The organism is Streptomyces sp. NPDC058246, from assembly GCF_042881985.1.
GTDB lineage: Bacteria > Actinomycetota > Actinomycetes > Streptomycetales > Streptomycetaceae > Streptomyces.
In genome coordinates, this window is the sequence record NZ_JBHVWZ010000002.1 from 371185 (window position 1) to 393990 (window position 22806).

At 70.9% G+C, this 22806-nt stretch carries 19 protein-coding genes and 1 riboswitch; of the genes, 9 read left to right on the forward strand and 10 right to left on the reverse strand.

Annotation, left to right across the window (positions count from 1 at the left end):
* Window positions 1-162 precede the first annotated feature (162 nt).
* On the forward strand, window positions 163-1743 hold the full coding sequence (gene guaA, locus ACFVXA_RS04215) for a glutamine-hydrolyzing GMP synthase (RefSeq protein WP_383735880.1): 1581 nt from the start codon (window positions 163-165) through the stop codon (window positions 1741-1743).
* Window positions 1744-1761: 18 nt separating this feature from the next.
* Here the strand turns inward: guaA and ACFVXA_RS04220 are convergent, their stop codons facing one another.
* Together ACFVXA_RS04220 and ACFVXA_RS04225 are read right to left on the reverse strand one after the other, a co-directional pair.
* The gene (locus ACFVXA_RS04220; protein WP_383735877.1) at window positions 1762-2241 is read right to left on the reverse strand and encodes a pyridoxamine 5'-phosphate oxidase family protein; all 480 of its coding nucleotides are present in this window, start codon (window positions 2239-2241) and stop codon (window positions 1762-1764) included.
* Between the two features lie 89 nt (window positions 2242-2330).
* Complete coding sequence (locus tag ACFVXA_RS04225) at window positions 2331-2849, reverse strand: hypothetical protein (protein WP_383735874.1); 519 nt, start codon at window positions 2847-2849, stop codon at window positions 2331-2333.
* A gap of 164 nt (window positions 2850-3013) precedes the next feature.
* On the opposite strand from ACFVXA_RS04225, the gene ACFVXA_RS04230 reads away from it, so the two are divergent.
* Window positions 3014-3808 carry a class II aldolase/adducin family protein gene (locus ACFVXA_RS04230; protein WP_362021862.1) on the forward strand — a complete coding sequence of 265 codons (795 nt, stop codon included), beginning with the start codon at window positions 3014-3016 and terminating at the stop codon, window positions 3806-3808.
* Window positions 3809-3850: 42 nt separating this feature from the next.
* Here the strand turns inward: ACFVXA_RS04230 and ACFVXA_RS04235 are convergent, their stop codons facing one another.
* Complete coding sequence (locus ACFVXA_RS04235; protein ID WP_390023749.1) at window positions 3851-4723, reverse strand: DUF4429 domain-containing protein; 873 nt, start codon at window positions 4721-4723, stop codon at window positions 3851-3853.
* A gap of 282 nt (window positions 4724-5005) precedes the next feature.
* On the opposite strand from ACFVXA_RS04235, the gene ACFVXA_RS04240 reads away from it, so the two are divergent.
* Together ACFVXA_RS04240 and ACFVXA_RS04245 are read left to right on the forward strand one after the other, a co-directional pair.
* Window positions 5006-6331 (forward strand): hypothetical protein, encoded by a 1326-nt coding sequence (locus tag ACFVXA_RS04240; RefSeq protein ID WP_383735870.1) that lies wholly within the window; start codon window positions 5006-5008, stop codon window positions 6329-6331.
* Between the two features lie 306 nt (window positions 6332-6637).
* On the forward strand, window positions 6638-7168 hold the full coding sequence (locus ACFVXA_RS04245; RefSeq protein ID WP_362021855.1) for a DoxX family membrane protein: 531 nt from the start codon (window positions 6638-6640) through the stop codon (window positions 7166-7168).
* A gap of 22 nt (window positions 7169-7190) precedes the next feature.
* On the opposite strand, the gene ACFVXA_RS04250 is transcribed toward ACFVXA_RS04245, so the two are convergent.
* Both ACFVXA_RS04250 and ACFVXA_RS04255 read right to left on the reverse strand, forming a co-directional pair.
* Window positions 7191-7415: a hypothetical protein gene (locus tag ACFVXA_RS04250; protein ID WP_362021853.1), complete on the reverse strand. Its 225-nt coding sequence runs from the start codon at window positions 7413-7415 to the stop codon at window positions 7191-7193.
* Window positions 7402-8889 carry a PspC domain-containing protein gene (locus ACFVXA_RS04255; RefSeq protein ID WP_390023751.1) on the reverse strand — a complete coding sequence of 496 codons (1488 nt, stop codon included), beginning with the start codon at window positions 8887-8889 and terminating at the stop codon, window positions 7402-7404. Before ACFVXA_RS04255 ends, ACFVXA_RS04250 begins: the two co-directional genes overlap by 14 nt.
* 296 nt (window positions 8890-9185) lie before the next feature.
* Here ACFVXA_RS04255 and ACFVXA_RS04260 point away from each other — a divergent pair, with 296 nt between their 5' ends.
* The gene (locus ACFVXA_RS04260; RefSeq protein WP_362021847.1) at window positions 9186-10475 is read left to right on the forward strand and encodes a PspC domain-containing protein; all 1290 of its coding nucleotides are present in this window, start codon (window positions 9186-9188) and stop codon (window positions 10473-10475) included.
* Complete coding sequence (locus tag ACFVXA_RS04265) at window positions 10472-11245, forward strand: response regulator transcription factor (RefSeq protein WP_362021844.1); 774 nt, start codon at window positions 10472-10474, stop codon at window positions 11243-11245. Before ACFVXA_RS04260 ends, ACFVXA_RS04265 begins: the two co-directional genes overlap by 4 nt.
* Window positions 11246-11395: 150 nt before the next feature.
* Here the strand turns inward: ACFVXA_RS04265 and ACFVXA_RS04270 are convergent, their stop codons facing one another.
* Entirely contained in the window at window positions 11396-12457 is a 1062-nt protein-coding gene (locus ACFVXA_RS04270) for an NlpC/P60 family protein (RefSeq protein WP_390023753.1), read from the reverse strand.
* A 397-nt stretch (window positions 12458-12854) separates the two neighbouring features.
* Between ACFVXA_RS04270 and ACFVXA_RS04275 the strand changes: the two genes are divergently transcribed.
* Entirely contained in the window at window positions 12855-13208 is a 354-nt protein-coding gene (locus ACFVXA_RS04275) for a hypothetical protein (RefSeq protein WP_356801347.1), read from the forward strand.
* 4 nt (window positions 13209-13212) lie between these two features.
* On the opposite strand, the gene ACFVXA_RS04280 is transcribed toward ACFVXA_RS04275, so the two are convergent.
* Window positions 13213-14193 (reverse strand): tellurite resistance/C4-dicarboxylate transporter family protein, encoded by a 981-nt coding sequence (locus tag ACFVXA_RS04280; protein WP_390023755.1) that lies wholly within the window; start codon window positions 14191-14193, stop codon window positions 13213-13215.
* 282 nt (window positions 14194-14475) lie between these two features.
* A complete protein-coding gene (locus ACFVXA_RS04285; RefSeq protein WP_383735855.1) occupies window positions 14476-15645 on the reverse strand; it encodes an NlpC/P60 family protein in 1170 nt (389 codons plus the stop codon).
* A gap of 8 nt (window positions 15646-15653) precedes the next feature.
* Window positions 15654-15826: riboswitch (cyclic di-AMP (ydaO/yuaA leader) on the reverse strand.
* A gap of 392 nt (window positions 15827-16218) precedes the next feature.
* Between ACFVXA_RS04285 and pcrA the strand changes: the two genes are divergently transcribed.
* Window positions 16219-18708, forward strand: coding sequence for a DNA helicase PcrA (gene pcrA, locus ACFVXA_RS04290; protein WP_390023757.1), 2490 nt, complete (start codon window positions 16219-16221; stop codon window positions 18706-18708).
* Window positions 18709-18760: 52 nt separating this feature from the next.
* Here pcrA and ACFVXA_RS04295 read toward each other — a convergent pair whose 3' ends face one another.
* Together ACFVXA_RS04295 and ACFVXA_RS04300 are read right to left on the reverse strand one after the other, a co-directional pair.
* A complete protein-coding gene (locus ACFVXA_RS04295; RefSeq protein WP_390023759.1) occupies window positions 18761-20416 on the reverse strand; it encodes a peptidoglycan DD-metalloendopeptidase family protein in 1656 nt (551 codons plus the stop codon).
* A 231-nt stretch (window positions 20417-20647) separates the two neighbouring features.
* Window positions 20648-21568 carry an alpha/beta fold hydrolase gene (locus tag ACFVXA_RS04300; protein WP_362021826.1) on the reverse strand — a complete coding sequence of 307 codons (921 nt, stop codon included), beginning with the start codon at window positions 21566-21568 and terminating at the stop codon, window positions 20648-20650.
* A 686-nt stretch (window positions 21569-22254) separates the two neighbouring features.
* Here ACFVXA_RS04300 and ACFVXA_RS04305 point away from each other — a divergent pair.
* Complete coding sequence (locus ACFVXA_RS04305; protein ID WP_356131653.1) at window positions 22255-22671, forward strand: cobalamin B12-binding domain-containing protein; 417 nt, start codon at window positions 22255-22257, stop codon at window positions 22669-22671.
* Window positions 22672-22806 lie beyond the last annotated feature (135 nt).

Consider the following 22806-nt stretch of genomic DNA (forward strand, 5'->3'; position numbering starts at 1 on the left):
CCCACCCGCAGCCAAAAGGCAACCCGGGGGGCTGGGGCGCGGCCCCAGGTACGGGACGGGCAGGGGCGGAGGGGGCGAAAAAACGGGCGTAGGCACCCCCGCTCCAGCCCCCGGTAGAATCGGCAGCACACACACCCCTTGCTCACCGCCGGAAGGCAAACCGTGCCAGAAGCGTCCCCCGCCGCCCCCGACACCGTCCTGGTCGTCGACTTCGGTGCGCAGTACGCCCAGCTCATCGCCCGTCGTGTCCGCGAGGCCCGGGTCTACAGCGAGATCGTGCCGAGCACCATGCCGGTCGCGGAGATGCTCGCCAAGAACCCGGCGGCGATCATCCTCTCCGGCGGCCCCTCGTCGGTGTACGCGGAGGGCGCCCCCCGCCTCGACCGCCAGATCTTCGAGTCCGGCGTCCCCGTCTTCGGCATGTGCTACGGCTTCCAGCTGATGGCCACGACCCTCGGCGGCACGGTCGACAACACCGGCGCCCGCGAGTACGGCCGTACGCCGCTGCACGTCTCGAAGTCCGGCTCCACCCTCTTCGAAGGCACCCCGGACGAGCAGCCGGTGTGGATGTCGCACGGCGACGCCTGCTCCGCCGCCCCCGAGGGCTTCACCGTCACCGCGTCCACGGACGTCGTCCCGGTCGCCGCCTTCGAGAACGACGAGAAGAAGCTGTACGGCGTCCAGTACCACCCGGAGGTCATGCACTCCACGCACGGCCAGCAGGTGCTGGAGCACTTCCTGTACCGCGGCGCGGGCCTCACCCCCTCCTGGACCACCGGCAACGTCATCGACGAGCAGGTCGCCCTGATCCGCGAGCAGGTCGGCACCAAGCGCGCCATCTGCGGTCTGTCCGGGGGCGTGGACTCCGCCGTCGCCGCCGCCCTCGTCCAGAAGGCCATCGGCTCCCAGCTGACCTGCGTGTACGTCGACCACGGTCTGATGCGCAAGGGCGAGACGGAGCAGGTCGAGAAGGACTTCGTCGCGGCCACCGGCGTGCAGCTGAAGGTCGTCGACGCGCAGGAGCGGTTCCTCGACGCGCTCAAGGGTGTCTCGGACCCCGAGGAGAAGCGGAAGATCATCGGCCGGGAGTTCATCCGGGTCTTCGAGCAGGCCCAGGCCGAGATCATCGCCGAGGCCGCCACGGGCGAGGACGTCGCCTTCCTGGTGCAGGGCACGCTCTACCCGGACGTGGTCGAGTCCGGCGGCGGCACCGGCACGGCCAACATCAAGTCCCACCACAACGTGGGCGGCCTCCCCGAGGACATCGAGTTCCAGCTCGTCGAGCCGCTGCGCAAGCTGTTCAAGGACGAGGTCCGGATGGTCGGCCAGGAGCTCGGCCTGCCGGACGAGATCGTCCAGCGCCAGCCGTTCCCCGGCCCCGGTCTCGGTATCCGTATCGTCGGCGAGGTCACCAAGGAGCGGCTCGACCTGCTCCGCGAGGCGGACGCCATCGCCCGCGAGGAGCTGACGGCCGCCGGCCTCGACCGCGACATCTGGCAGTGCCCGGTGGTCCTGCTCGCGGACGTCCGCAGCGTGGGCGTCCAGGGCGACGGCCGGACGTACGGCCACCCGATCGTGCTGCGTCCGGTCTCCTCCGAGGACGCCATGACGGCCGACTGGTCGCGTCTGCCGTACGACGTCCTCGCGAAGATCTCGACCCGCATCACGAACGAGGTCGCCGACGTCAACCGGGTCGTCCTCGACGTGACGTCGAAGCCGCCGGGCACCATCGAGTGGGAGTGACCCTCCCGTTCTCGCAGGTCATGTCCGCTTGAGAGTCCGCACCGGCTCTCCGGGCCGCCAGATCTCGACGACCAGATACGTGTCGTCCTCGACGTAGGTCCGTACGACCTCCGTCAGCTCGGTGCGGAAGAGGTGGAACGGCTGCGGCGGTTCCACCTCTTTCACGTACGTGGCCTTCGCCGCCCTCTCGTCGTCGCCGACCTCGATCGCCCGGCCGCTGATCCGGACGTCCCCGCCCCCCATGCCGGTCCCCGCCCCCGGATTCGCCTGGAGCGCGAAGCGCGGGTCGCGGCGCAGGTCGAGGGCCTTGAGCGAGTCCGGCATCATGCCGAGCCACAGTTCGCCGTGCAGAAAGCGCACCTCGATGCCGGTGGTGCGAGGCGAACCGTCCTTGCGGAGGGTCGCGAGGACGTGGTGCGTGAAACTTCCGAAGCGGTCCTCGACCGTCTTGGCCAGGTCGGGTTCGGCGGTGGTGAGGGCTGCCCAGTTCGACGTCATACGGGGAGTGTGACGCGGATACCCGACATCTTTTGTCTGGTTTCCTGGACCATCTTCTGTCCGGTTTCCCGGACCGCGGTCACCGAAGGTCAGGCGGCCGCGTGGACACGGCGCGCGAGTTTCCGGCGGCGGACGACCTCCAGATAGAGGAAGCCCAGGAAGAACGCCTCCGCGCCGGCGAAGCCGGCGAGCGCCGTCTGCCAGCCCGAGAGGAGAAGACACAGACCCATGAAGAGGGAGCAGACGGTCATGATCACCGCTCGGGACCGCATGCTCGGATCCTCGGCCATCACCTCCAGCTCGATCCGGTCCCTCAGCCTGCGGACCGTCGCCGCCGCCTCCGGACCCGGTCTCAGCGTGCCGGGCCGCAGCCCCGGGACCGAGACGGACTCCGGCGGCCGCGGGTCCGCCCGCTCGGCGCGTACCAGCTGGACCTGGAGCGCCCGGCCCACCCGGTGCGCCTCCGCGTATCGGAAACCATGCTGCTCGGCGACGTACGTCAGTACGGCGAGCCGACGCGGGGAGCCGCCGAGATCGCTGAGGACGACGAAGTCCCGCTCCGCGAGCTGCCGGAGCAGGGCGAGCAACCGCCGCTCTGCGCGGTTCATACGCGCCTCCTGGGTTTCACCGGGTGTCGGGCAAGCCTCCATCCAGGCAGACCAGCGGCCCCGGGCCACGGTTGTGCTCATCTCTTCACCGAACTCCTCTGTTCTCCTGCGCTGACCGCGGGTAACTTCCGCTCCGTACCGAACCCGCCAGTGCTGGAGGACACATGCACGGGCCCACCCCGCCGCTGCCCCTGCCCACCGACCGGCTGCGGTTCGCCATGCCGCCGATGCACGAGACGCCGGAGGACGAGCGGCGGCACCGCAAGGAGCGGCTGGCCGGGGCGCTGCGGCTGTTCGGACGGCTCGGCTTCGAGGACGGCGTCTCCGGGCACATCACGGCGCGCGACCCCGAGTACAGCGACTGCTTCTGGGTGAACCCCTTCGGGATGCCGTTCAAGCACGTCACCGTGAGCGACCTGGTCATGGCCAACCAGGACGGGCAGGTGATCGAGGGCAGCTACCACGTGAACCAGGCGGCGTTCACCGTGCACGCCCAGGTCCACGCCGCCCGCCCCGACGTCGTCGCCGTGGCCCACTGCCACTCCGTGCACGGCCGTGCCCTGTCCGCGCTCGGCGATCTGCTCGACCCGATCACCCAGGAGAGCTGCGCCTTCTACGAGGACCACGCCCTGTACGACGCGTACAGCGGTGTCGCCGTCGACGCCGAGGAGGGCCGCCGGATCGCCGCCGCGCTCGACACCCGCAAGGCGCTCGTGCTGCGCAACCACGGACTGCTGACAGTGGGCGACTCGGTGGACGCGGCGGCCTGGTGGTTCCTGTCGATGGAGCGCTCCAGCCAGGTCCAGCTCACCGCGAAGGCCGCCGGCCGGCCGATCCTCATCGACCACAAGCAGGCGGTCGCCACCCGGGAGCAGCTCGGTGGCGACCTGGTGGCATGGATCAACTACCAGCCGCTGTGGCAGGACATCAGCCGCAGCGAACCCGATCTCCTCAGTTAGAAGCCCCGGAGTACGGCCGCCGGAAGCCCCGGAGTGCGGCCGCTAGAAACCCCGGAGTACGGCCGCCTTCGTCGTCGCGAACTCCTCGTCCGTCAGCACGCCGTCGCGATGCAGCTCGCCCAGCTCCCGCAGACGGCGCAGGAGTACGTCGTGATGGTCGGACTGCGGTGGTACGGCAGCGAGTTGAGGGCGGTCCGCAGGGGTGCGGGTGGACGGGTGCGGCAGGCGCGCGGTCACCGCGGCGGCGACGAGCGCCGTGAGCAGGTCGCGGCGGGCGCTGCCCCACAGATCGAGGGCGTACGGGTCCTTCTCGGGCGGCAGTTTGGAGAACACCGTCTCGCGTGTCACGAAACGCAGAAAGCCGTCCTCGTAACCGGAGTTGGGCAGCCATTCGACCTGGACGAGGTCGCTCACGCCGATGATCCGCGGTCCCGTCGCCCGCTTGACCCGGTCGGAGGTGTCCGCCCAGTCGATCCGCACCTGAGCGCCGTCGAAGGAGACCGTGCCGTCGCTGGAGCGGACCGACACCGGGACGGGCGGCCCGGAGAGGAGATAGGTCTTCGCCGGTTCCTTGGGGATCTGGTCCAGGAGCAGCGCGCGGCGGATCTCCTCGGCGACGTACTCGGCGACCCCGGATCGGTCGATGTCGACGGTGAGTCTGTAGGGATCCGCCGCCTCGGGCAGCCGGCCGCCGGTCGCCTGGAGCAGGGGGTCGGCGCCCTCGCGGAGCCTGAGACGCAGCCGGCCGCGCTTGCGTTCGGGTTCGTAGACGATGCCTGATACCGCCTCCAGGGGAACGGCGATCTCTCCGTACGTCTGCCGGAACAGCGGCACGGAGCGGTGGAGTCCCGGCGTGATCCTGACCGTGTTGCCGTCGAAGGCCCAGGTCCCGTCGCGCTGGATGATCTCGGCCATAGGGAAATTCTCGCAGCCCGGTCAACACGGGGTCCGGTGCTCCACCCGCGCTGACCAGACCTGCCGGATGCGGGCGGTGTTCCGTACGGCACAATGCGCTGTCATCGCGAGGCAGTAGTAAGGCAGTTGTACGGCAAGGCAGTTGTACGGCGGTCAGACGTGCGGGGTCCTGCGGAGTCGTACGCAGTCGTGTGGAAGCGCACGGAGGCGTACGAAGGCGTGGAAGACGTACGGGCGGCCGGCCGAACGGGAGTACTTGGCGCGGGGAAGGCGGCAGCGGGCGTGGCGGTGCAGGAGGCGAGACACGGTGCGGAGCCCGGGTCCGGGCGCGGCCCGGGAGCCGGGTCGGGGCCGGGGTCCGGGCGGGGTGCGCACGAGGGCGGCTGCACCTGTGGGGACTGTCCGCACGGGGCACGCGAAGGGCACCGGCGGGCCGTCGCCGCATTCCTCGCCAAGCGCGACGAGTTGGCGTCCGGGCAGGGGCTGCCGGCCGCCGTCGCGCACTCCGCGTCCGCGTCCCGGCAGTGGGTCTCCGACGAACTGACCCAGTCCGCCGATGCCGTCGCCGAGCGCGGGCGGGTCGACGGCGAGGCGTGGCTGGGGCGGCTGTGGCTGCGTACGGCCTGTGCGGTGTGGGGAGCCGTGGGGGTGCTCCTGCTGACGCAGGCGCTCACCGCGATCGGTGCGGGGTGGACGGCCGCGCGGACGTCCGGGCTGCTCGCCGCGGTGGTTTTGGCCGGACTGCTGACCGGCGCGGCCTGGCTGCACCGGTCTCGCGGCGGCGCCCTCGCCCCCGTCATCGGTGAGGACAACCGTCTCTCCACCTCCCGTGCCGTGGCCGCCGGGTGGGTGCTCCTCGTGGTGTACGCGGTGCTCGTACTGGTCGGACAACTCGCGGCGGCCTCCGCGCACAGCTCGCGCGACGAACTGATCTCCGGTCTCGAACTCGCCCGGGGCGCGGGTGTGGTGACCGTCGTCGCCGTGGTGTGCGGGATCGCGGTGCTGGTGCGGCGGGTGGTGGGGCTGCGGGTGGTGGGGCAGCGACTCCAGAAGGTCCGCGCGGACCGGCCGCGCGCCGCCGACCTCCTGACCGACGACTCCGGGCGGGGCAGCTTCGCGGACATCCAGTACGTCGTGATCGGCGCGGCCGCTCTCGCCTTCGCGGTGGTACGGCTCGCCCGGCACCCCTCTCAACTGCCGGACCTGCCCTGGGGGCTGGCGCTGCTGGTGCTGGTCTCGGCAGCCACCTACCTCGCCGGGAAGTACGCCGAGGGCGGTCGTCCCGTGATCCTCTCCGTCGTCCGCTCCCGCGAGGCGGGCGACCTGGACGCTCCGATCCGTACCGGCGACGACATCGAGATCCGCGGCGCCGGGTTCGTGCCGCCCGGCGCCACGACGGCCGACCGGCTGTCGCGGATGGTGGTCCGGATCGGGGCGGTCCATGTGCATGTGCCGTTGGTGCCGGTGGCCGGGGGGTTCAGCAATCCCACGGACGCGGTGCTCACCGTGCCGGTGCCGGTGGATGTGGAGCCCGGCCGGGTGGAGGTGCAGGTGGTCACGGCGGCAGGCGTGGAAACCAACCGCTGCGTGATCGATGTGACGGACTGACGGACTGACGGACTGACGGTCTCTGTCGGCCGGTGGGTATCCACAGCCCGTCCGGCGTTTGAGGACGAGGCCGTTCAGGCCGATGCGGGGGTCTGGGGGCGGCAGCCCCCAGGAACAAGGGACGGGTAGGGGCGGAGGGGGCGAAAGAAGCCTGGGGTGGCACGGGCGCGGGGGTGGTGGCAAAGAGGCGCCCGCTAGGCCGAAGCCAGGAAAACGGGCCTCCCGAGGATTGAGCGGGGGCCAACCGTCGTACGTATGGTCTGTTTGAGGGGTCAACGGCACGCGGGCGAAAGGCGGCGGAGAACGATGACTCACGGTATGCGGACGGACACCCACCCCCCTTATCTCGACGAGAGGCGGAACTGGCGGGACTCCGCCACCCGTTACGCCCTGTTGCCCCTGCGCGTCTTCCTCGGCGTCACCTTCATCTACGCCGGCCTGGACAAACTCACCAGCAGCACCTTCATGCACGACTCCGGCTCGGGCTCGATCGGCGACCTGATGCGCTCGGTGCGCGACTCCTCGGCGATCCCGGCCCTGGTCGACCTGGCCCTGAAGAACCCCGTCGGCTTCGGCTACGCGATCGCCCTCGGCGAGCTGGCCGTCGGCATCGGCACCTTGCTCGGCCTGCTGGCCCGCCTCGCCGCGCTGGGCGGTGCGCTGATCTCCCTCAGCCTGTGGCTGACGGTGAGCTGGACCTCCAGCCCGTACTACTACGGCAACGACCTCGCCTATCTGATGGCTTGGCTACCTCTCGTCCTCGCCGGTGCCTCGGTCCTCTCCTTGGACGCGGCCCTGCGCGCCCGGCGCAGGCAACGCACCGGGGGCTACCGCTAGGACCGGTCCGGCGGATCAGGCCCTAGACGTTCACCTCGGGCGGCCGGGGCTCGGGTCGGCGTCCGCGCAGGGCGTGGGTCAGCAACGCCACCGCCCCGGCCAGGCAGAGGCCGCCCGTGACGACGGGGATCACCACGAACCACGGGGTCTCCCAGGCACCGGCCGCGTCACCGGCGTAGACGACGCCCGCGACGGTGAGGAAGACACCCGCCACCAGCTTTCCCGGCTGGAACTCATGACGTAGCACGGGTCACCTCCGCCTGTCCGACGCCGACATGCAGATCGAGGTCCAGCGTGCCGCCGTGCCGACCGTCGGTCGGGGGCGACAGCGTCACCTGCTTGCTCTTGCCCGGTGCCACGTCCACGTCCTTCTTGCCGTCGCCGGGCAGCTGGATGTCTCCGACGCCCACGTCCACGTTCAGTCGCACGGTCGCGTCCTTGGGGATGACCACCTTGAGCCGGCCCACGCCCACTTCGGCACTGGTCGTCAGCGTCCGGCCCTTGGCGAGGTCGAGGTGGGTGAGGTCCAGGGTGCCGACGCCCGTGCCGAGGTCGTAGCTCTTCTTGACGTCGGCCACGGCGGCGGGTGTCCAGTCCGTGCGGACCCAGTGGGTGCTGATGTCCTTCGGCAGGGCGGTGGAAGCGGCCAGCAGGCCCGCCGTGATCACGGCCAGGAAGATGGATCCCGCGCCCGTGCGTCCGGCGAAGGAGCTGATCGCTATGCCCAGGCCGAACACGATCAGCGCGCAGGCCAGGCCCGTCTGCAGACTGGTGCCGAGCGCGTGGTCGTGCCAGGTCAGGCCGGTACCGAGGCCGCCCGCGAGGAGCGCGAACAGGAACACCCAGCCGCCGATCCAGCGGGGGCCGCGCGGCTTCGGCACCCGCGCCGTACGGACGTCCGGGCGGGACGTGACGCGCGCGATGTTGACCGCGGCGGCGACATCACGGTCCCGGGCATCCTTCGGGCCCCACAGATAGCCGGTGCCGCCCACGTGCGACCCGTCCTTGACGATCGGGTCGCGCCACCAGGAGGGGTAGGAGTCGGGCACGGGCGGTGCCTGTGCCTCGGGCGGGGCGTCGGCGACGGCCTGGGCGGCTATGGGGCTTCCCCTGCCCGAGCGCGGCCGAGCGCTCGGGGAAGGGTCCGGGTCGGGGGCGCCGCGGTGCTTCGACCAGTACCCGGCGCCTGCCAGGAGGAGGGAGAGGACGACGGCGAAGGTCAGCACTCCGCCGTTGTTGAGCATGGAGAGGAACACTCCGCAGCCGACCAGGGCGAAGAGCACGGCCGTCAGCGCCTGGCCGTCGACGCGGCCGGTGAGCAGCTTGCGTACCTCGTTCTCCTCCTCGTCGTCGGACGGGACGAACAGCCAGGCGAAGCCGTAGAAGATGAGGCCGATGCCGCCGGTCGCGGCGAGCACCGCGAGCACGATCCGGAAGATCACCGGGTCCATGTCGCACTGCCGGCCGAGCCCGGCGCACACTCCGCCCAGCATCTTCTGCCGCGGGTCCCGCCGCAGCTTGCGCAGGGCCTCGGCCGTGACCGGTTCCTCGGCGGTGACCGGTTCCTCGGCTGTGCCCGGTTCCTCGTGCGCGCGCGGCTCCTCACCTCCGGCGGGGCCCGCGGCGGGCGGCACGGCGTCCCGCGGCCCGGCGCCCGGTGGCGGGGCGCCCGGGCCGGGGCCGGGGTCCGGCTCCGCTGCCGCGTGCTGCTGATCTGTCATGCGTCCATGGTGACGGGCGGGGAAGCGCGATGGCAGTCGGGATGACCCTGGCCGAACCCTGATATCGGCCCTGACGGAAGCGGACGGAAGCGGAGGGAAGCTGAGGGAAGCGGAGGGGGAGGGAAGCGGACGGAGGGGGAGGGGACCGTTCGGAGGCGGAGGGAACCGTTCGGGCACCGGCTTCCGGCCCGGCAACAAGGATCCCTCGCCGGGCCTTGCCGGGTCTTTGAAGATCAGGGGCGTCTCGGGGGTCGCCCCTGATGCCCCGGCCCGCCGGGCATGTGAACATCGATGGCATGCCGGAAGCCGCTGCCCTGCCCCTGGACGACCCGCGGCCCCCGCGCAAGCTCTACCGCAGCAGCGACGGACGCTGGCTCGGAGGCGTGGCGCGAGGGCTCGCCGGGCATCTCGGGCTGCCCGTGATCTGGGTGCGGCTCGTCTTCGTCGGCCTGTTCATGGCGGACGGGCTGGGAGCGCTGCTCTACGCCGCGTTCTGGTTCTTCGTGCCGCTCGGCGTAGGCGGCGTCGACTCCGGTCGTACGCCCGCCTTCACGACCGAGACGGCCCCCGACGGCCGCCGCAGACTCGTGGCCCGCAAGCCGGACAAGGGCCAGATCGTCGCGCTGCTGCTCATGGTCGTCGTGGCCCTGGTCTTCGTCGGCAATGTGAATCTCGGCGGGGGAGCCAAGGCGTATCTGTGGCCGACGGTCCTCGTCGGCGCGGGCGTCGCCCTGGTCTGGCGCCAGGCGGACAACGCGCGGCGGGCCCGCTGGGTGGAGGTCGGCCGCCGCCGCCGTACGCTCACGCTGCTGCGTTCCGCGGCGGGCGTTCTGCTGGTCACGGCCGGAGTCACCGGAATATTCGTCCTCCAGGGCTCGGCCGCCCACCTCGGCTCGGTCCTCCAGGCCGCCCTCGCGGTCCTGGTCGGCATAGCGCTGCTCGCCGGCCCCTATCTCGTGCGTATGACCCAGGACCTCTCCGAGGAGCGCCTGATGCGCATCCGCGCGCAGGAGCGGGCCGAGGTCGCCGCCCATGTCCACGACTCCGTGCTGCACACCCTGACCCTGATCCAGCGCAACGCTGACAACGGCAATGAGGTACGACGGCTGGCCCGCGCCCAGGAGCGCGACCTGCGCGCCTGGCTCTACAAGCCGGAGGGGACGGGGAAGGACGAGGCCGACGAGCCCGACACCCTCGCCGAGGCGGTCCGCCGCCATGCCGCGGAGGTCGAGGACAAACACGGCGTCCCCATCGAGGTAGTCGTCGTCGGCGACTGCCCGCTCGACGAGGGCCTGACCGCACAGATGCAGGCCGCGCGGGAAGCGATGGTGAACGCGGCCAAGTACGGTGGCGAGGGCGGCGCCGTACAGGTCTTCGCCGAAGTCGAGGGCAGGACGGTCTTCGTGTCCGTCCGTGACCGCGGCCCCGGCTTCGACCTCGACGCGATACCCGCCGACCGCATGGGCGTTAGAGAATCGATCATCGGCCGCATGGAGCGCAACGGCGGCACGGCGCGACTGCGCGCGGTGCCGGACGGCGGCACGGAGGTCGAGCTGGAGATGGAGAGGGCGGAGAAGACGTCATGAGCGACGCGAACGGGCCTGTGGAGTCCGGCAGTTCTGCTGAGGAGACCCCTTCGGTCGCCGCATCCGCAGAGGCCGCGGGCACGACCGAGCCGGCCGGTGCCGGGGACGGGCGTCGCGTGCGGGTCGTGCTCGTCGACGACCACCGGATGTTCCGTACGGGCGTCCAGGCCGAGATCGGGGAGACGGAGCGGACCGGCGTCGAGGTGGTCGGCGAGGCCGCCGACGTCGACCAGGCGGTCACGGTCATCACGGCCACCCGGCCCGAGGTCGTCCTGCTCGACGTCCATCTGCCGGGCGGCGGCGGTGTCGAAGTGCTGCGCCGCTGCGCCCCGTTGATGGGCGACGCCGAGCGGCCGGTGCGCTTCCTCGCGCTGTCCGTGTCGGACGCCGCGGAGGACGTCATCGGGGTGATCCGCGGCGGCGCCCGCGGGTACGTCACCAAGACGATCACCGGCACGGACCTCGTGGACTCGATCTTCCGCGTCCAGGACGGCGACGCGGTCTTCTCCCCCCGCCTCGCCGGATTCGTCCTCGACGCGTTCGCCTCGACCGACGCCCCGCCCGTCGACGAGGACCTCGACCGCCTCACCCAGCGCGAGCGCGAGGTGCTGCGCCTCATCGCCCGCGGCTATGCGTACAAGGAGATCGCCAAGCAGCTGTTCATCTCCGTCAAGACGGTCGAGTCCCATGTCTCGGCCGTACTGCGCAAGCTCCAGCTGTCGAACCGGCACGAGCTGACGCGATGGGCGACGGCGCGACGGCTGGTCTAGCCGATCCGCCTTCCCTTCTCCCGGCACCGTCGACGCCCGGCACCGCCCGGCCTGCTCCCCGGCTATGCGGCGTCTCCGGCCACGGCCATCACCGGGGGAGGGGCAGCGGCCGGCGACGCGCTGCGAGACCTCCGCTGAGGGCCTACCGGGTCACACCACCCGGGTCGCCCCCGCGAACGGCATCTCGTCGACCGGAGCCAGCCGCACCGGCGCAGTCGGATTCGGTGCGTGGATCATCTGGCCGTTGCCCACGTAGATGCCCACATGGCTGATGCCGGAGTAGAAGAACACCAGGTCGCCGGGGAGGAGTTCGGAGCGCGAGATGCGCCGGCCGGCGTTGATCTGGGCGTAGGTCGTCCGCGGCAGGGAGATGCCCGCCGAGCGGTAGGCGGCCTGCGCCAGGCCCGAGCAGTCGAAGGCGTCGGGCCCCGTGGCGCCCCAGACGTAGGGGCTGCCGAGCTTCCCGTAGGCGTACGCGACGGCCGCCGCCGCACGGGAGCTGTGGGCGGCGACGCTGCCGGACGACACCGGATTCAGGTCGCGTGCCGAGGAGCGGGAGGCGCGCTGCCCGGTGCCACCGCCCTGCCCGAGCCGCGCGCGCTGATCGGGGCTGAGCTGGGTCAGCATCTGCCGTGCCGCGTCCAGTTTCCCGGTGATGGTCTTCTTGGTCCGCTTCAGTTCCGCCTGGTGCGACCTGAGCGAGGCGAGTTCCACATGCGCGGCGCCGCGCAACTGCTCGATCTCCCGCAGCTGCTTGCGTACGCGATCCACGGCCGCCGCCTGCCGGCTGCCCGCCCGTTCGGCGAACGCGGCCCCGTCCAGGTACTGGTCGGGGTCGTCGGAGAGCGCGAGTTGCAGCGCGGGGTCGAGACCGCCGCTGCGGTACTGCGCCGCCGCTATCGAACCCAGCGCCTCCCGCTCCGAGTTGAGCCGGTCCTCCTTGCGTGCCGCCTCGTCGCGCAGCGCACTCAACCGTTCCTCCGCCTTGTCGGCCTTCTCCTTGGTGCCGTTGTACTTCTCGGTGGCGACCTCCGCCTCCTCGTACAACTTGTCGACCTTGGCCTTCACCTGCGCCGCGGACAGCTGCGGATCGGCGTGCCCGGTCCCGTCGAAGCCGGTCGCCGTCGCCGCGCCCGCCAGGGCGATCGTGGCGGCTGTGCGGGCCGTTCCTGGGCCGAGTGAGCGCTGTCTGGGCTTGCGGTGCGCTGCCACGAGGGCCCACATCCTTCCGTACGACCGCGAGGGGAGCGCGGTCAAGCGGTGACGCGTCCGGCGGCGGCCCACACAGGGGGAGCGAGCCGCCGCCGGACCTTCTCGGCGGTGGTGACCGACTGCCGCCCCTGGCCCGGGCGGCGGTGGGGAGCCGGTCACCTGGTGGAGGACGCTAAACCTGGGCGTACGGGGTTGGTAACGCCATGTATGGAACTGGCCTCACTGGACCGTTCAATGACCGTATGTGACCGTGATCCCCGCCTGGCGCCGCCGACTTCACACAGTGCGATGACCGATGCGGCGATTCCAGGACAACCGGGGTTGCTCCGGTGCTATGGGTGACAAGGGGTGGCCCGGTGACAAGAGGGGCCGAGGCGTCCGATTAGGCTCCGGCGTCATGGACGTACTCATCCATCTCTTCGTGGGCCTGCACATCATCGGCATCGCCTCACTCCTCGGCGGCTTCCTCACCCAGATGAAGGCGATGGGCCGAGGCACCGCTCGCTTCGTCCCCGCGATGCTGCACGGCGCGCTGACCATGCTGGTCACCGGGGTCGTACTGGTTGGCCTCAACCAGGCGGACGACCACGCGGTCAACACGGTCAAGATCGGCGTGAAGCTGGCCCTGCTGATCGTGATCCTGGGGCTCGTCTATGTGAAGCGGGACGACGAGAAGGTGGACAAGGGCCTCTTCGGGCTCGTCGGTCTGCTGACGACCGCGAATATCTTCATCGCGGTCCTCTGGACCTGAGTCCTCACCCGGACGAGACGGCCGCCGCGGACCGGTTCGCCGCCGTGGACCGGACGGCTCCGGCCGCGACGGCCAGCCACGCCGCCACCGCCAGCCAGAGCAGCACCTGCCCCGGCCCCTCGAGCCAGGGCACGTCGAGGGCGGTCGCGACCGACAGGGTCGCCGCCGCCGTCATCCCCATCGGGAAGACGGTGGCCCAGCGCAGTACGTCGTAGCGCGGGCGCCGCCGGACCAGCTCCGCGACGGCGAGGAGCAGGTACCAGACGAGGTCGAGCACGAGCAGCAGGACAGTCAGGTCACGCAGGACACCCTGGTCGTCGTTGTTCCACAGGTACGGGTTCACGTGGTGCGCGGTGACGAGTTTCGCCCCGGCGAGCGCCGAGATGGAGAGCGCGCCGCCCGCGACCCAGTGGTCCCCGGCGCCCCGGACCACCTCCCGCACGTCGAAGTGCACGAACGCCAGCCCGTACAGCGGGATCCCCAGCCAGAACAGCACCAGCGCGGTGTGCGCGAGCCACTGCGCGCCCACGGCCGGGGCGAGCGTGGCGCCCAGCACCGCGAGGCCCTCCGTCGCCACACACACGAGGAACACTCCTCCCGCCATACGACGCCTCCAGCGCCGTACGACGACGAAGAGCAGCACCGGCCAGAGCGCGGTCGACAGCGCGAGCAGCGCCTCGGCGAGCTCCTGCCGGCCCAGCGCGGACAGCCGCGTCCCGAGCACGGTGGTCGCCGCGACGGCCGTGAGCCCGGCCGGCGTACCCGCCTCCTGCACCCAGCGGGCCCGATCCCGCGCCAGCCGGACGACGAAGTCCGCGGCGAGCCCGAGCCAGGCGACGGACGCCATGGCCAGCGCGATACGGGACAGCGTCTCGTAGCCGGTCATCTGCAGCCCGACCGAGACGATGCCGGTGGCCATGACGGCGGCACCGGCGGCGGGCGGCCGCTGCGCCCACCAGACGCGGAGCTGGGAGATCGCTGACATGCGCCCGATGCTAGGGATCTCCGATCGCGTCACCCGCGGGGCACGCGCGCGTGGGGCGCGAAAACGCCGACCGCCGCGCGCCGCGCGTGGGGCACGAAAACGCCGACGCGCGCGTGGGCACGATAACGCCGACGCGCGCGCGTGGGCATGATAACGCCGACACGCGCGCGTGGGGCACGAAACGCCGACCGCCGCGCGCATGGGCCACGAAGTCACCGGCGCACGCGCGCGTGAAGCGCGATGTGCCCCACGCGCGCGTGCCCCGCGACCGGCCCAGGTGGCCTACGCCGGGCGCACCACGCTGTGGATCGCCGACGTGCCGTCGTAGTAGATCGACTCCTCGCGGACGTACGCCCCCGGCTTCGGCGCGTGGATCATCATGCCGTTGCCGATGTAGAGGCCGACGTGGCTGACGTCGTCGTAGAAGAAGACGAGGTCACCGGGCTGGGCGTCGGCGAGGGAGACGGTCGTGCCGGCGTTCACCTGGTCGTAGGTGACGCGCGGGAGCGTGACGCCGGCGGCCTTCCAGGCGGCCTGGGTGAAGCCCGAGCAGTCGTACGAGTCCGGGCCGGTCGCGCCCCAGACGTACGGCTTGCCGACCTGTGCGCGGGCGAACGCGAGCGCCTTCGCCGCCTTGGTCGCGTACGAGGAGTCGGTGGCGGTCGAGCCGGTGGAGCCGGACGAGCCGGTCGTGGTGCCCGGCGACGGCGACGACTCCTGGGCCGCCTTCTTCGCGGCGGCCGCGGCCTGCTGCTGCGCCAGCTCCGCCGCCTTGCGCTCGGCGGCCTCCTGCTTCTTCTTCTCGATCGCCGCGAGCCGCGCCTTCTCCTCGGCGGTCAGCTCCGAGAGCAGTTCGCGGGCCTCGGAGAGCTTGCGCTGGACGTCGGCCTTGGACGTCTTGAGCGCGTTCTGCGAAGTGGTCAGCGTCTGAAGGCTCTTGGACGCCTCCGCACGCTTCTTCGTGGTGGCGGCCTGTTCCGTGACGTAGTCGTCGACGGCCGCCTTCTGGCGGGTGGTCAGACGGCTCATCAGCTGGGTCTGGTCGAAGTAGTCCTGCGGATCGTCGGCGAGCAGCAGGGTCGCGGTGTCGGGGGCGGCGGCCCCGGTGCGGTACTGCGCCGCCGCGAACGTACCCAGTTCCTCGCGCGCGGTGTTGAGCTTCTCGGTGCGCTGCGCGACGTCGTCGAGGAGCGTGTCGACACGCTGCCGCTGCTTGGCGGCCTTCTCCCTGGTCGCGTTGTACTTCTCGGTGGCCGTCTCGGCCTGGTGGTAGAGGTCGTTGACCTTCTTCTCGACTTCTTCGAGGCTCGGCTTGGGATCGGCCGAGGGTGCGGCGTTCGCCGTCTGGGAAAGCAGGGCCACCGAGGTGAGGGCCGCCGTCGCCAGGGCGGCGGGGGTCCGTATGCCTGCTACGCGCGTACCCGTAGGACGCGATGTGCGATGCGACGCCACGAGGGGGCGACTCCTTCCGTCATCCGCCTACCGAGTTAGCTGTCGGGTTCGGGCGGGTGGTTCCGGAAGGTTTGCCCTACGGTCCTTGCCCCTCAAGGCAGTTGGACCGATTCACCCCAAGGTCGGTGGGTCCCCGGCTCCGGCTGCCGCGAGGGCACGCCGAACTCGGCGGAGGCCGCACGGCCCGGCGACGTTCGCCGGTTGCTGTCGAGCGGCCTGACCGGAACGCTAGCCAACTCGTGTGGCTCCTGTGAAGGTTGATGTGCGATATGCCCGATACATTTTCGTGACCTTTTTCGCGACCCCGGCCCCGCGCACCCCTCGGAGCGAGTGGACCGGTGTGTTCTGTAGTGAATTGACCTGGTTGATGCTGTTCATCGAGAGGCGCTTCCCGCTCGATCGCCGACCGTTACGCGCCGATTTCGGAGGGTGAGGCCGGTGTCCGCCGGTGTCGCCGGCGGACACCGGCGGCGTCACCGGCGGCGTCACCGGCGCTCGTACGCGTCTCGTGCACGTGCGGAGTTTTCGGGGTGGCGGCGGGGTGTCAGTGGGGCGCTCTAGACTCGGAGAGCGATGAGCAGCCTCTTTGATGACAGCTTCCTGGCGGACCTCAAGCCCTCCCGGGCCCATGAGGAAGAGCCCCCGCCGCCCGAGGACGATCACGTACCGGAGCCGGTTCCGGACGATCTGTTCGGCGGGAAGTTCGACGTGCCCCCGGACCGGGACGCGTACTACCGCGACGGCGCGCACCGGCCCGCCGTGGACGCGGCGGCGCTGCTGGACGGGTTGAACGAGAACCAGCGCGCGGCCGTGGTGCACTCCGGCTCCCCGCTGCTCATCGTGGCCGGCGCGGGCTCCGGCAAGACGCGCGTACTCACGCACCGGATCGCGTATCTGCTGGCCGAGCGCGATGTCCACCCGGGCCAGATCCTCGCGATCACCTTCACGAACAAGGCCGCGGGCGAGATGAAGGAGCGCGTCGAGCACCTCGTCGGCCCGCGGGCGGGCGCGATGTGGGTGATGACCTTCCACAGCGCGTGCGTGCGCATCCTGCGCCGCGAGAGCAAGAAGCTCGGCTTCACGTCGTCCTTCTCGATCTACGACGCCGCCGACTCCAAGCGTCTGATGGCGCTCGTCTGCCGTGATCTCGACCTCGACCCCAAGCGCTTCCCGCCGAAGTCGTTCAGCGCCAAGATCTCGAACCTGAAGAACGAGCTGATCGACGAGGAGGACTTCGCCGCCCAGGCCGCCGACGGCTTCGAGAAGACCCTCGCCCAGGCGTACGCGATGTACCAGTCCCGCCTGCGCGAGGCCAACGCGCTCGACTTCGACGACCTGATCATGACGACGGTCAACCTGCTGCGCGCCTTCCCGGACGTCGCCGAGCACTACCACCGCCGCTTCCGGCACGTCATGGTCGACGAGTACCAGGACACGAACCACGCGCAGTACGCCCTGGTCAGGGAGCTCGTCGGCCCCGCGCACGGCGGCCGCGCCGAGGACGAGCCGCCCCGCGAGGGCGACCTCGGCCCCGCCGAGCTGTGTGTCGTGGGTGACGCCGACCAGTCGATCTACGCCTTCCGCGGCGCGACCATCCGCAACATCCTCCAGTTCGAGGAGGACTACCCGGACGCGACGACGATCCTGCTGGAGCAGAACTACCGCTCCACCCAGACGATCCTGTCCGCCGCCAACGCGGTCATCGAGCGCAACGAATCCCGCCGCCCCAAGAACCTGTGGACCAACGCGGGCGCGGGTTCGAACATCACGGGCTATGTCGCCGACACCGAGCACGACGAGGCCCAGTTCGTCGCCGAAGAGATAGACCGTCTCACCGACGCGGGCGAGGCCAAGGCGGGCGACGTCGCCGTCTTCTACCGTACGAACGCGCAGTCCCGTGTCTTCGAAGAAATCTTCATCCGCGTCGGCCTGCCCTACAAGGTCGTCGGCGGCGTCCGCTTCTACGAGCGCAAGGAGGTCCGGGACGTCCTGGCCTACCTCAGGGTGCTGGCCAACCCCGAGGACTCGGTCCCGCTGCGCCGCATTCTGAACGTCCCCAAGCGCGGCATCGGCGACCGCGCCGAAGCGATGATCGACGCGCTCTCGCAGCGCGAGAAGATCAGCTTCCCGCAGGCCCTGCGCCGCGTCGACGAGGCGTACGGGATGGCGGCGCGCTCGACGAACGCGGTCAAGCGGTTCAACACGCTCATGGAGGACCTCCGCACGATCGTCGAGTCCGGCGCGGGTCCGGCCACCGTCCTGGAGGCGGTCCTGGAGCGCACCGGCTATCTCGCCGAGCTGCAGGCCTCCACCGACCCACAGGACGAGACCCGTATCGAGAACCTCCAGGAACTCGCGGCGGTGGCCCTGGAGTTCGAGCAGGAGACCGGTGAGGGCGAGAGTGCGGGCGGACTTTCCGAGTTCCTGGAGCGGGTCGCGCTCGTCGCCGACTCCGACCAGATCCCGGACGAGGAGGACGGCAACGGCGTCATCACCCTGATGACCCTGCACACCGCCAAGGGCCTCGAATTCCCGGTGGTCTTCCTGACCGGCATGGAGGACGGCGTCTTCCCGCACATGCGCGCGCTGGGACAGGTCAAGGAGCTGGAGGAGGAGCGGCGCCTGGCGTATGTCGGCATCACGCGCGCGCGGGAGCGGCTCTACCTCACCCGGTCCTCGATGCGCAGCGCGTGGGGGCAGCCCTCGTACAACCCGCCGTCCCGCTTCCTGGAGGAGATCCCGGCCACGCATCTGGACTGGAAGCGCACGGGTGCGACGGCTCCCATGCCGTCCGGACCGGCCTCGGGTGTCGCGGCCACCCTGTCCTCCTCCCGCGCGCGTTCCGCCGCCTCGGGAGCCTCCGGATTCGCGACGCGCCGCGGGGTCTCCGAGAAGCCGGTCGTCTCGCTGGCCGTGGGGGACCGGGTCACGCACGACCAGTTCGGCCTCGGCACGGTCGTCGGCGTGAAGGGGACGGGGGCGAACGCGGAGGCGACGGTCGACTTCGGCGAGGCCAAGCCGAAGCGGTTGCTGCTGCGGTACGCGCCGGTGGAGAAGCTGTAGCCGCTACGGCGGACGGTGGGGCCCGGCGTTCGCCTTGCGACTGACCGACGTCCTACGTCGGGTCCAGGCCGTGGCTGCGCAGCCACGGCAGCGGGTCGATCGCCGAGCCGCCGGCCGGCCGGACCTCGAAGTGCAGGTGCGGTCCGGTGGAGTTGCCGGAGTTCCCGGAGTAGGCGATGGGATCACCGGCCTTCACGGTGGTGCCGGAGGGGACCCGGTAGCTGGAGAGATGGCAGTACCACGTCTCCGTGCCGTCCTTCGCGGTGACGATCGCCATGTTCCCGTACGCGCTGTTCCACTGCGTGCGGACGGTCCCGTCGGTCGCGGCCATCACCGTCGTACCGTACGAGACCGGGAAGTCGATGCCCGTGTGCACGGACATCCAGTTGATGCCCGCCTGGCCGAAGTAGGCGCTGAGCCCCTTCTGCGTGACCGGCAGCACGAACTTCGGACGCAGCCGCTCCTTGCGGGCCGCCTCCGCCGCCGCCTTCTGCTTCTCGGCCTCCTGCTGGGCCTTGAGGTCGATACGTTCCTGCGTCCGGCTGGCCCGGTCCGCGAAGTCGTCCGCTCCCGCGGAGAGACTCTGCAACTGGGTGTCCAGCTTGTTGTTGGCGGCGGACGGCTTCACCGAGCTCGCGTCGGCCGCGCTGGCCGTGGTGTCCTTGCTGTCGCTTCCGCCGATGCCGCCCACCGAGGCGGCGGCGATCCCCGCGACGCCCATCACACAGGCCGAGGGCACGGCGACGGTCAGCAGAGCGGAACGTTTCGCGGGAGTGCGGCGACGGGAGCGGGAGGCGGACCGCGACGCGGTGCGCGGGGCCGGGACGACCTCTTCCCTGTCCTCGAGCAGTGGCGGCCCGTCGTCCTCGCCGCCGTCGTCCGCGGTCTCGAACTCGTCCTCCGCGGCGGCGGTCTGCTCGTACGGGACCTGCTCGAAGGTGGCGGTCGCCTGCTGGTCGAAGGACTCGGGCTGCTGCTCGTACGCATCCGGCTGCGAGTGCTGCTGCTCGTAGGCATCCGACTGCGGATGCTGCCGCTCGTACGCATCCGGCTGTGCCTGCTGCTGCTCGTAGGCATCGTGCTGCGGGTGCTGCCGCTGTTCGTATGCCTCGGGCTGCGGGTGTTCGTAGGCCTCGTACGGGTCGTGGGCGCCGGCGGTATTCCACTGCGTGGCGTCGTACGCGCCGGTTTCCTGGGTCGGCATGCTCCACTGCTGGGTCCCGTCGAGCGGCTGCTCGGGCTGGAGCCAGGCGGTCGCGTCCCACTGGCCCGAACCGTCGGGGCCCGGATGCTGCGCGGGGATGTCGGCGAGCTGCTGATAACCGGCCGCCCACGGGGTCGTTCCGTAGCTGCCGGTGTCGTACGCCGCCTGGTGCTGCGCCGCGTACGGGTCGTAGTTCAGCGTCTGGTGGCTGCCGGTGCTCCATTGCGTGGCGTCGTACGAGCCGGTGCCGTGCGCCGCCCCCGTGCCATTGCCCGGCAGGTCGCCGAAGAGGGGGTCGGTCTCGAAGCTCGCGGTCGCGTAGCTGCCCGTACCCGTACCCGTGCCGTTGGTCCCGGTGTCGAAACCGGTGGCGGTGTAGCCGTCGTACGTGGTGAAGTCGCCGTACTGGGTTTCCTGCCCGCCGTACGACGCGTAGAGCGTCGAGGCGGCATCGGAAGCCGGAGCCGGGGGAGTCACGGTCCCCGACGGGTGACGGTCGTTCACCAACTTCTCTTTCGCCTCGACAACAGGGGCTGGCAGAGCAGTGCGGTGACTGTACCCGGCGGTACGCGGGCGCGACAATCTTCGGCAGGTTTCCCCGGCGCAGGAAACGGGCATTCGGCCGTGTTTCGGGGGAGCACAGGCACGCCTTTGGCCTGGCGTTCGATGAATGTTCGACGTCGCGGGGGTGTTGGGCGGCTGTGCGGCGCCTGTTGCCCCGCTGCCAGGACGCCGTCAGGCCACTGTCAGTCCGCCGGTCTGGGGGCCGGTCCGGACGGCGTTCTGCGCCGCGTTCGCCACGGCGTTTTGGACGGCGTCCGGTGTGGCCGCCCGGAGATCCGACTCGTCCATGTCGAGCGCCTGCCGTATGCCCGCCGCGACGGCGGGGTGCACGGGCAGGGCCAGATGGCCGACGCCGCTCACGCGCACGTTCTGCGCGAGCAGGTCCGGGTGGTCGACGCAGGCCGTCTCCAGCGGGTCCATGATGTGGTCGAGATCGCTCCAGAAGCTGACGAACTGGGTGCGGCAGCCCGGTGCGGGCCCCCGCAGGGCCTCGATCACCTCGGAGCCCGGGCGCATCTGACGGACGATCGGGTGCGCGTTCAGCAGTGGCGCGACACGGGTGCCCGAGTGCGGGGTGCCGAGCGTGACCAGCGTGCGTACGTGCGTGTCGCCGCCCAGGCACTGCACGTAATAGCGCGCGATCAGTCCGCCGAGGCTGTGGCCGACGATGTCCACCTGGTCCTGGCCCGTGCGCTCGCAGATCTCCTCGATGTGCCGGCCGAGCAGCTCGGCGGCGGTGCGGATGTCGCACGTCAGCGGCGAGTAGTTGAGCGATTCAACATGCTGCCTGCCGTGCTGGGCGAGGTTGCGGCGCAGCAGGACGAAGACCGAGCGGTTGTCGATGAAGCCGTGCAGCAGGACGACCGGGGGCTTGGCCTCGGTGGGCAGCCTGGTGGCGTCGGGCGAGGGGAGCGCGAGCGTGGCGCGGCGCTCGGAGGTGATGCCGGAGGGGTAGAGGAGGAGGTGCCCGGCGAGGATCGCGAGCTCCAGGACCGTCGCCTTCAGGAGGGCCACCGAGAGCCCCGCCAGACTGCTCGGAAACAGGCGCTGACAGAGGGGGAGAAAGGGCAACCCTGCCTTGGTGACCTTCATGGCCGACCTCCAGTCGGCACGCGGAGGACCGCTCTGTCCCCCGTGTGCCCTCACGGACAGCCACGGTGGCGGTGACGGCGGTGGCCGACGGTGCGCCTACGGCGGGTGATGCGCCGTTGACGCTACGGGGCGGGCGCCCTGTCGAGGGGCGAGGACGATGTCGGCTCCGGGCCGTCTGCGCGGGGGTGCGCCTTGTGCGGCGGCCGTGTCCTTTCGTTTGTGGAGTCCTCGTCGTCCGGTGTCCTCGTGCTGGCGTGGCTCCCCGCTGTCGTGCCGTCGCCGATGTGCCCCACTGCCGCGGTGTCCCATGGACGGCGCGGTGGTGCGGCCACCTGATCGCGGCTCTCCTTGCGCAGGCTCCGGCCGTGGCCCGTGTGCCGCGGTTCCCCGCGGCGCCTGGCCGCGGGACGCGGAGCGAAGCGCGGTTAACTTGTCCCAGTGTGTGATTTCCCCCTCGGTGTCCACCGCGAAACTGCCGGTTGCGGGATGCTGTCGATAACGTTCGTTCACTTCCCCGGCCGATATGGCGCGGGGCGCCCGTGCCGCACGGCACATCCGGTGCGGTGAGCAGCGAAATGTGCGATATGTGTCGGTAGTCGAATTTGTATGCGTAGGGCGTAATCGTCGTCGACGGCCGTGGTTCGGTGGTCGATACAGGTAGATGTAGTCGGTTCATGGAGGCAGTGATGGGTGTGGCAGCCGGTCCGATCCGCGTGGTGGTGGCCAAGCCGGGGCTCGACGGCCACGATCGCGGGGCCAAGGTGATCGCGCGGGCGCTGCGCGACGCCGGTATGGAGGTCATCTACACGGGCCTGCACCAGACGCCCGAGCAGATCGTCGATACGGCGATCCAGGAGGACGCCGACGCGATCGGGCTCTCGATCCTCTCCGGCGCCCACAACACGCTCTTCGCGGCCGTCATCGCCCTGCTCAAGGAGCGCGACGCGGAGGACATCAAGGTCTTCGGCGGCGGCATCATCCCGGAGGCGGACATCGCGCCCCTCAAGGAGAAGGGCGTCGCGGAAATCTTCACACCGGGCGCCACGACGGCCTCGATCGTCGACTGGGTGCGGGCGAATGTGAGGCAGCCGGCGGGGGCGTGACACCTGGCCGGCGGGACTCCTCGAACGCCGGCCGGGGCTGGAGACTTTCAGCCCGTACGGCGTTCGAGGACGAGGTCGTCCAGGCCGAGGCGGGGGGTCTGGGGGCGGCCGACCCCCCCAGGGACGATGGCGTTG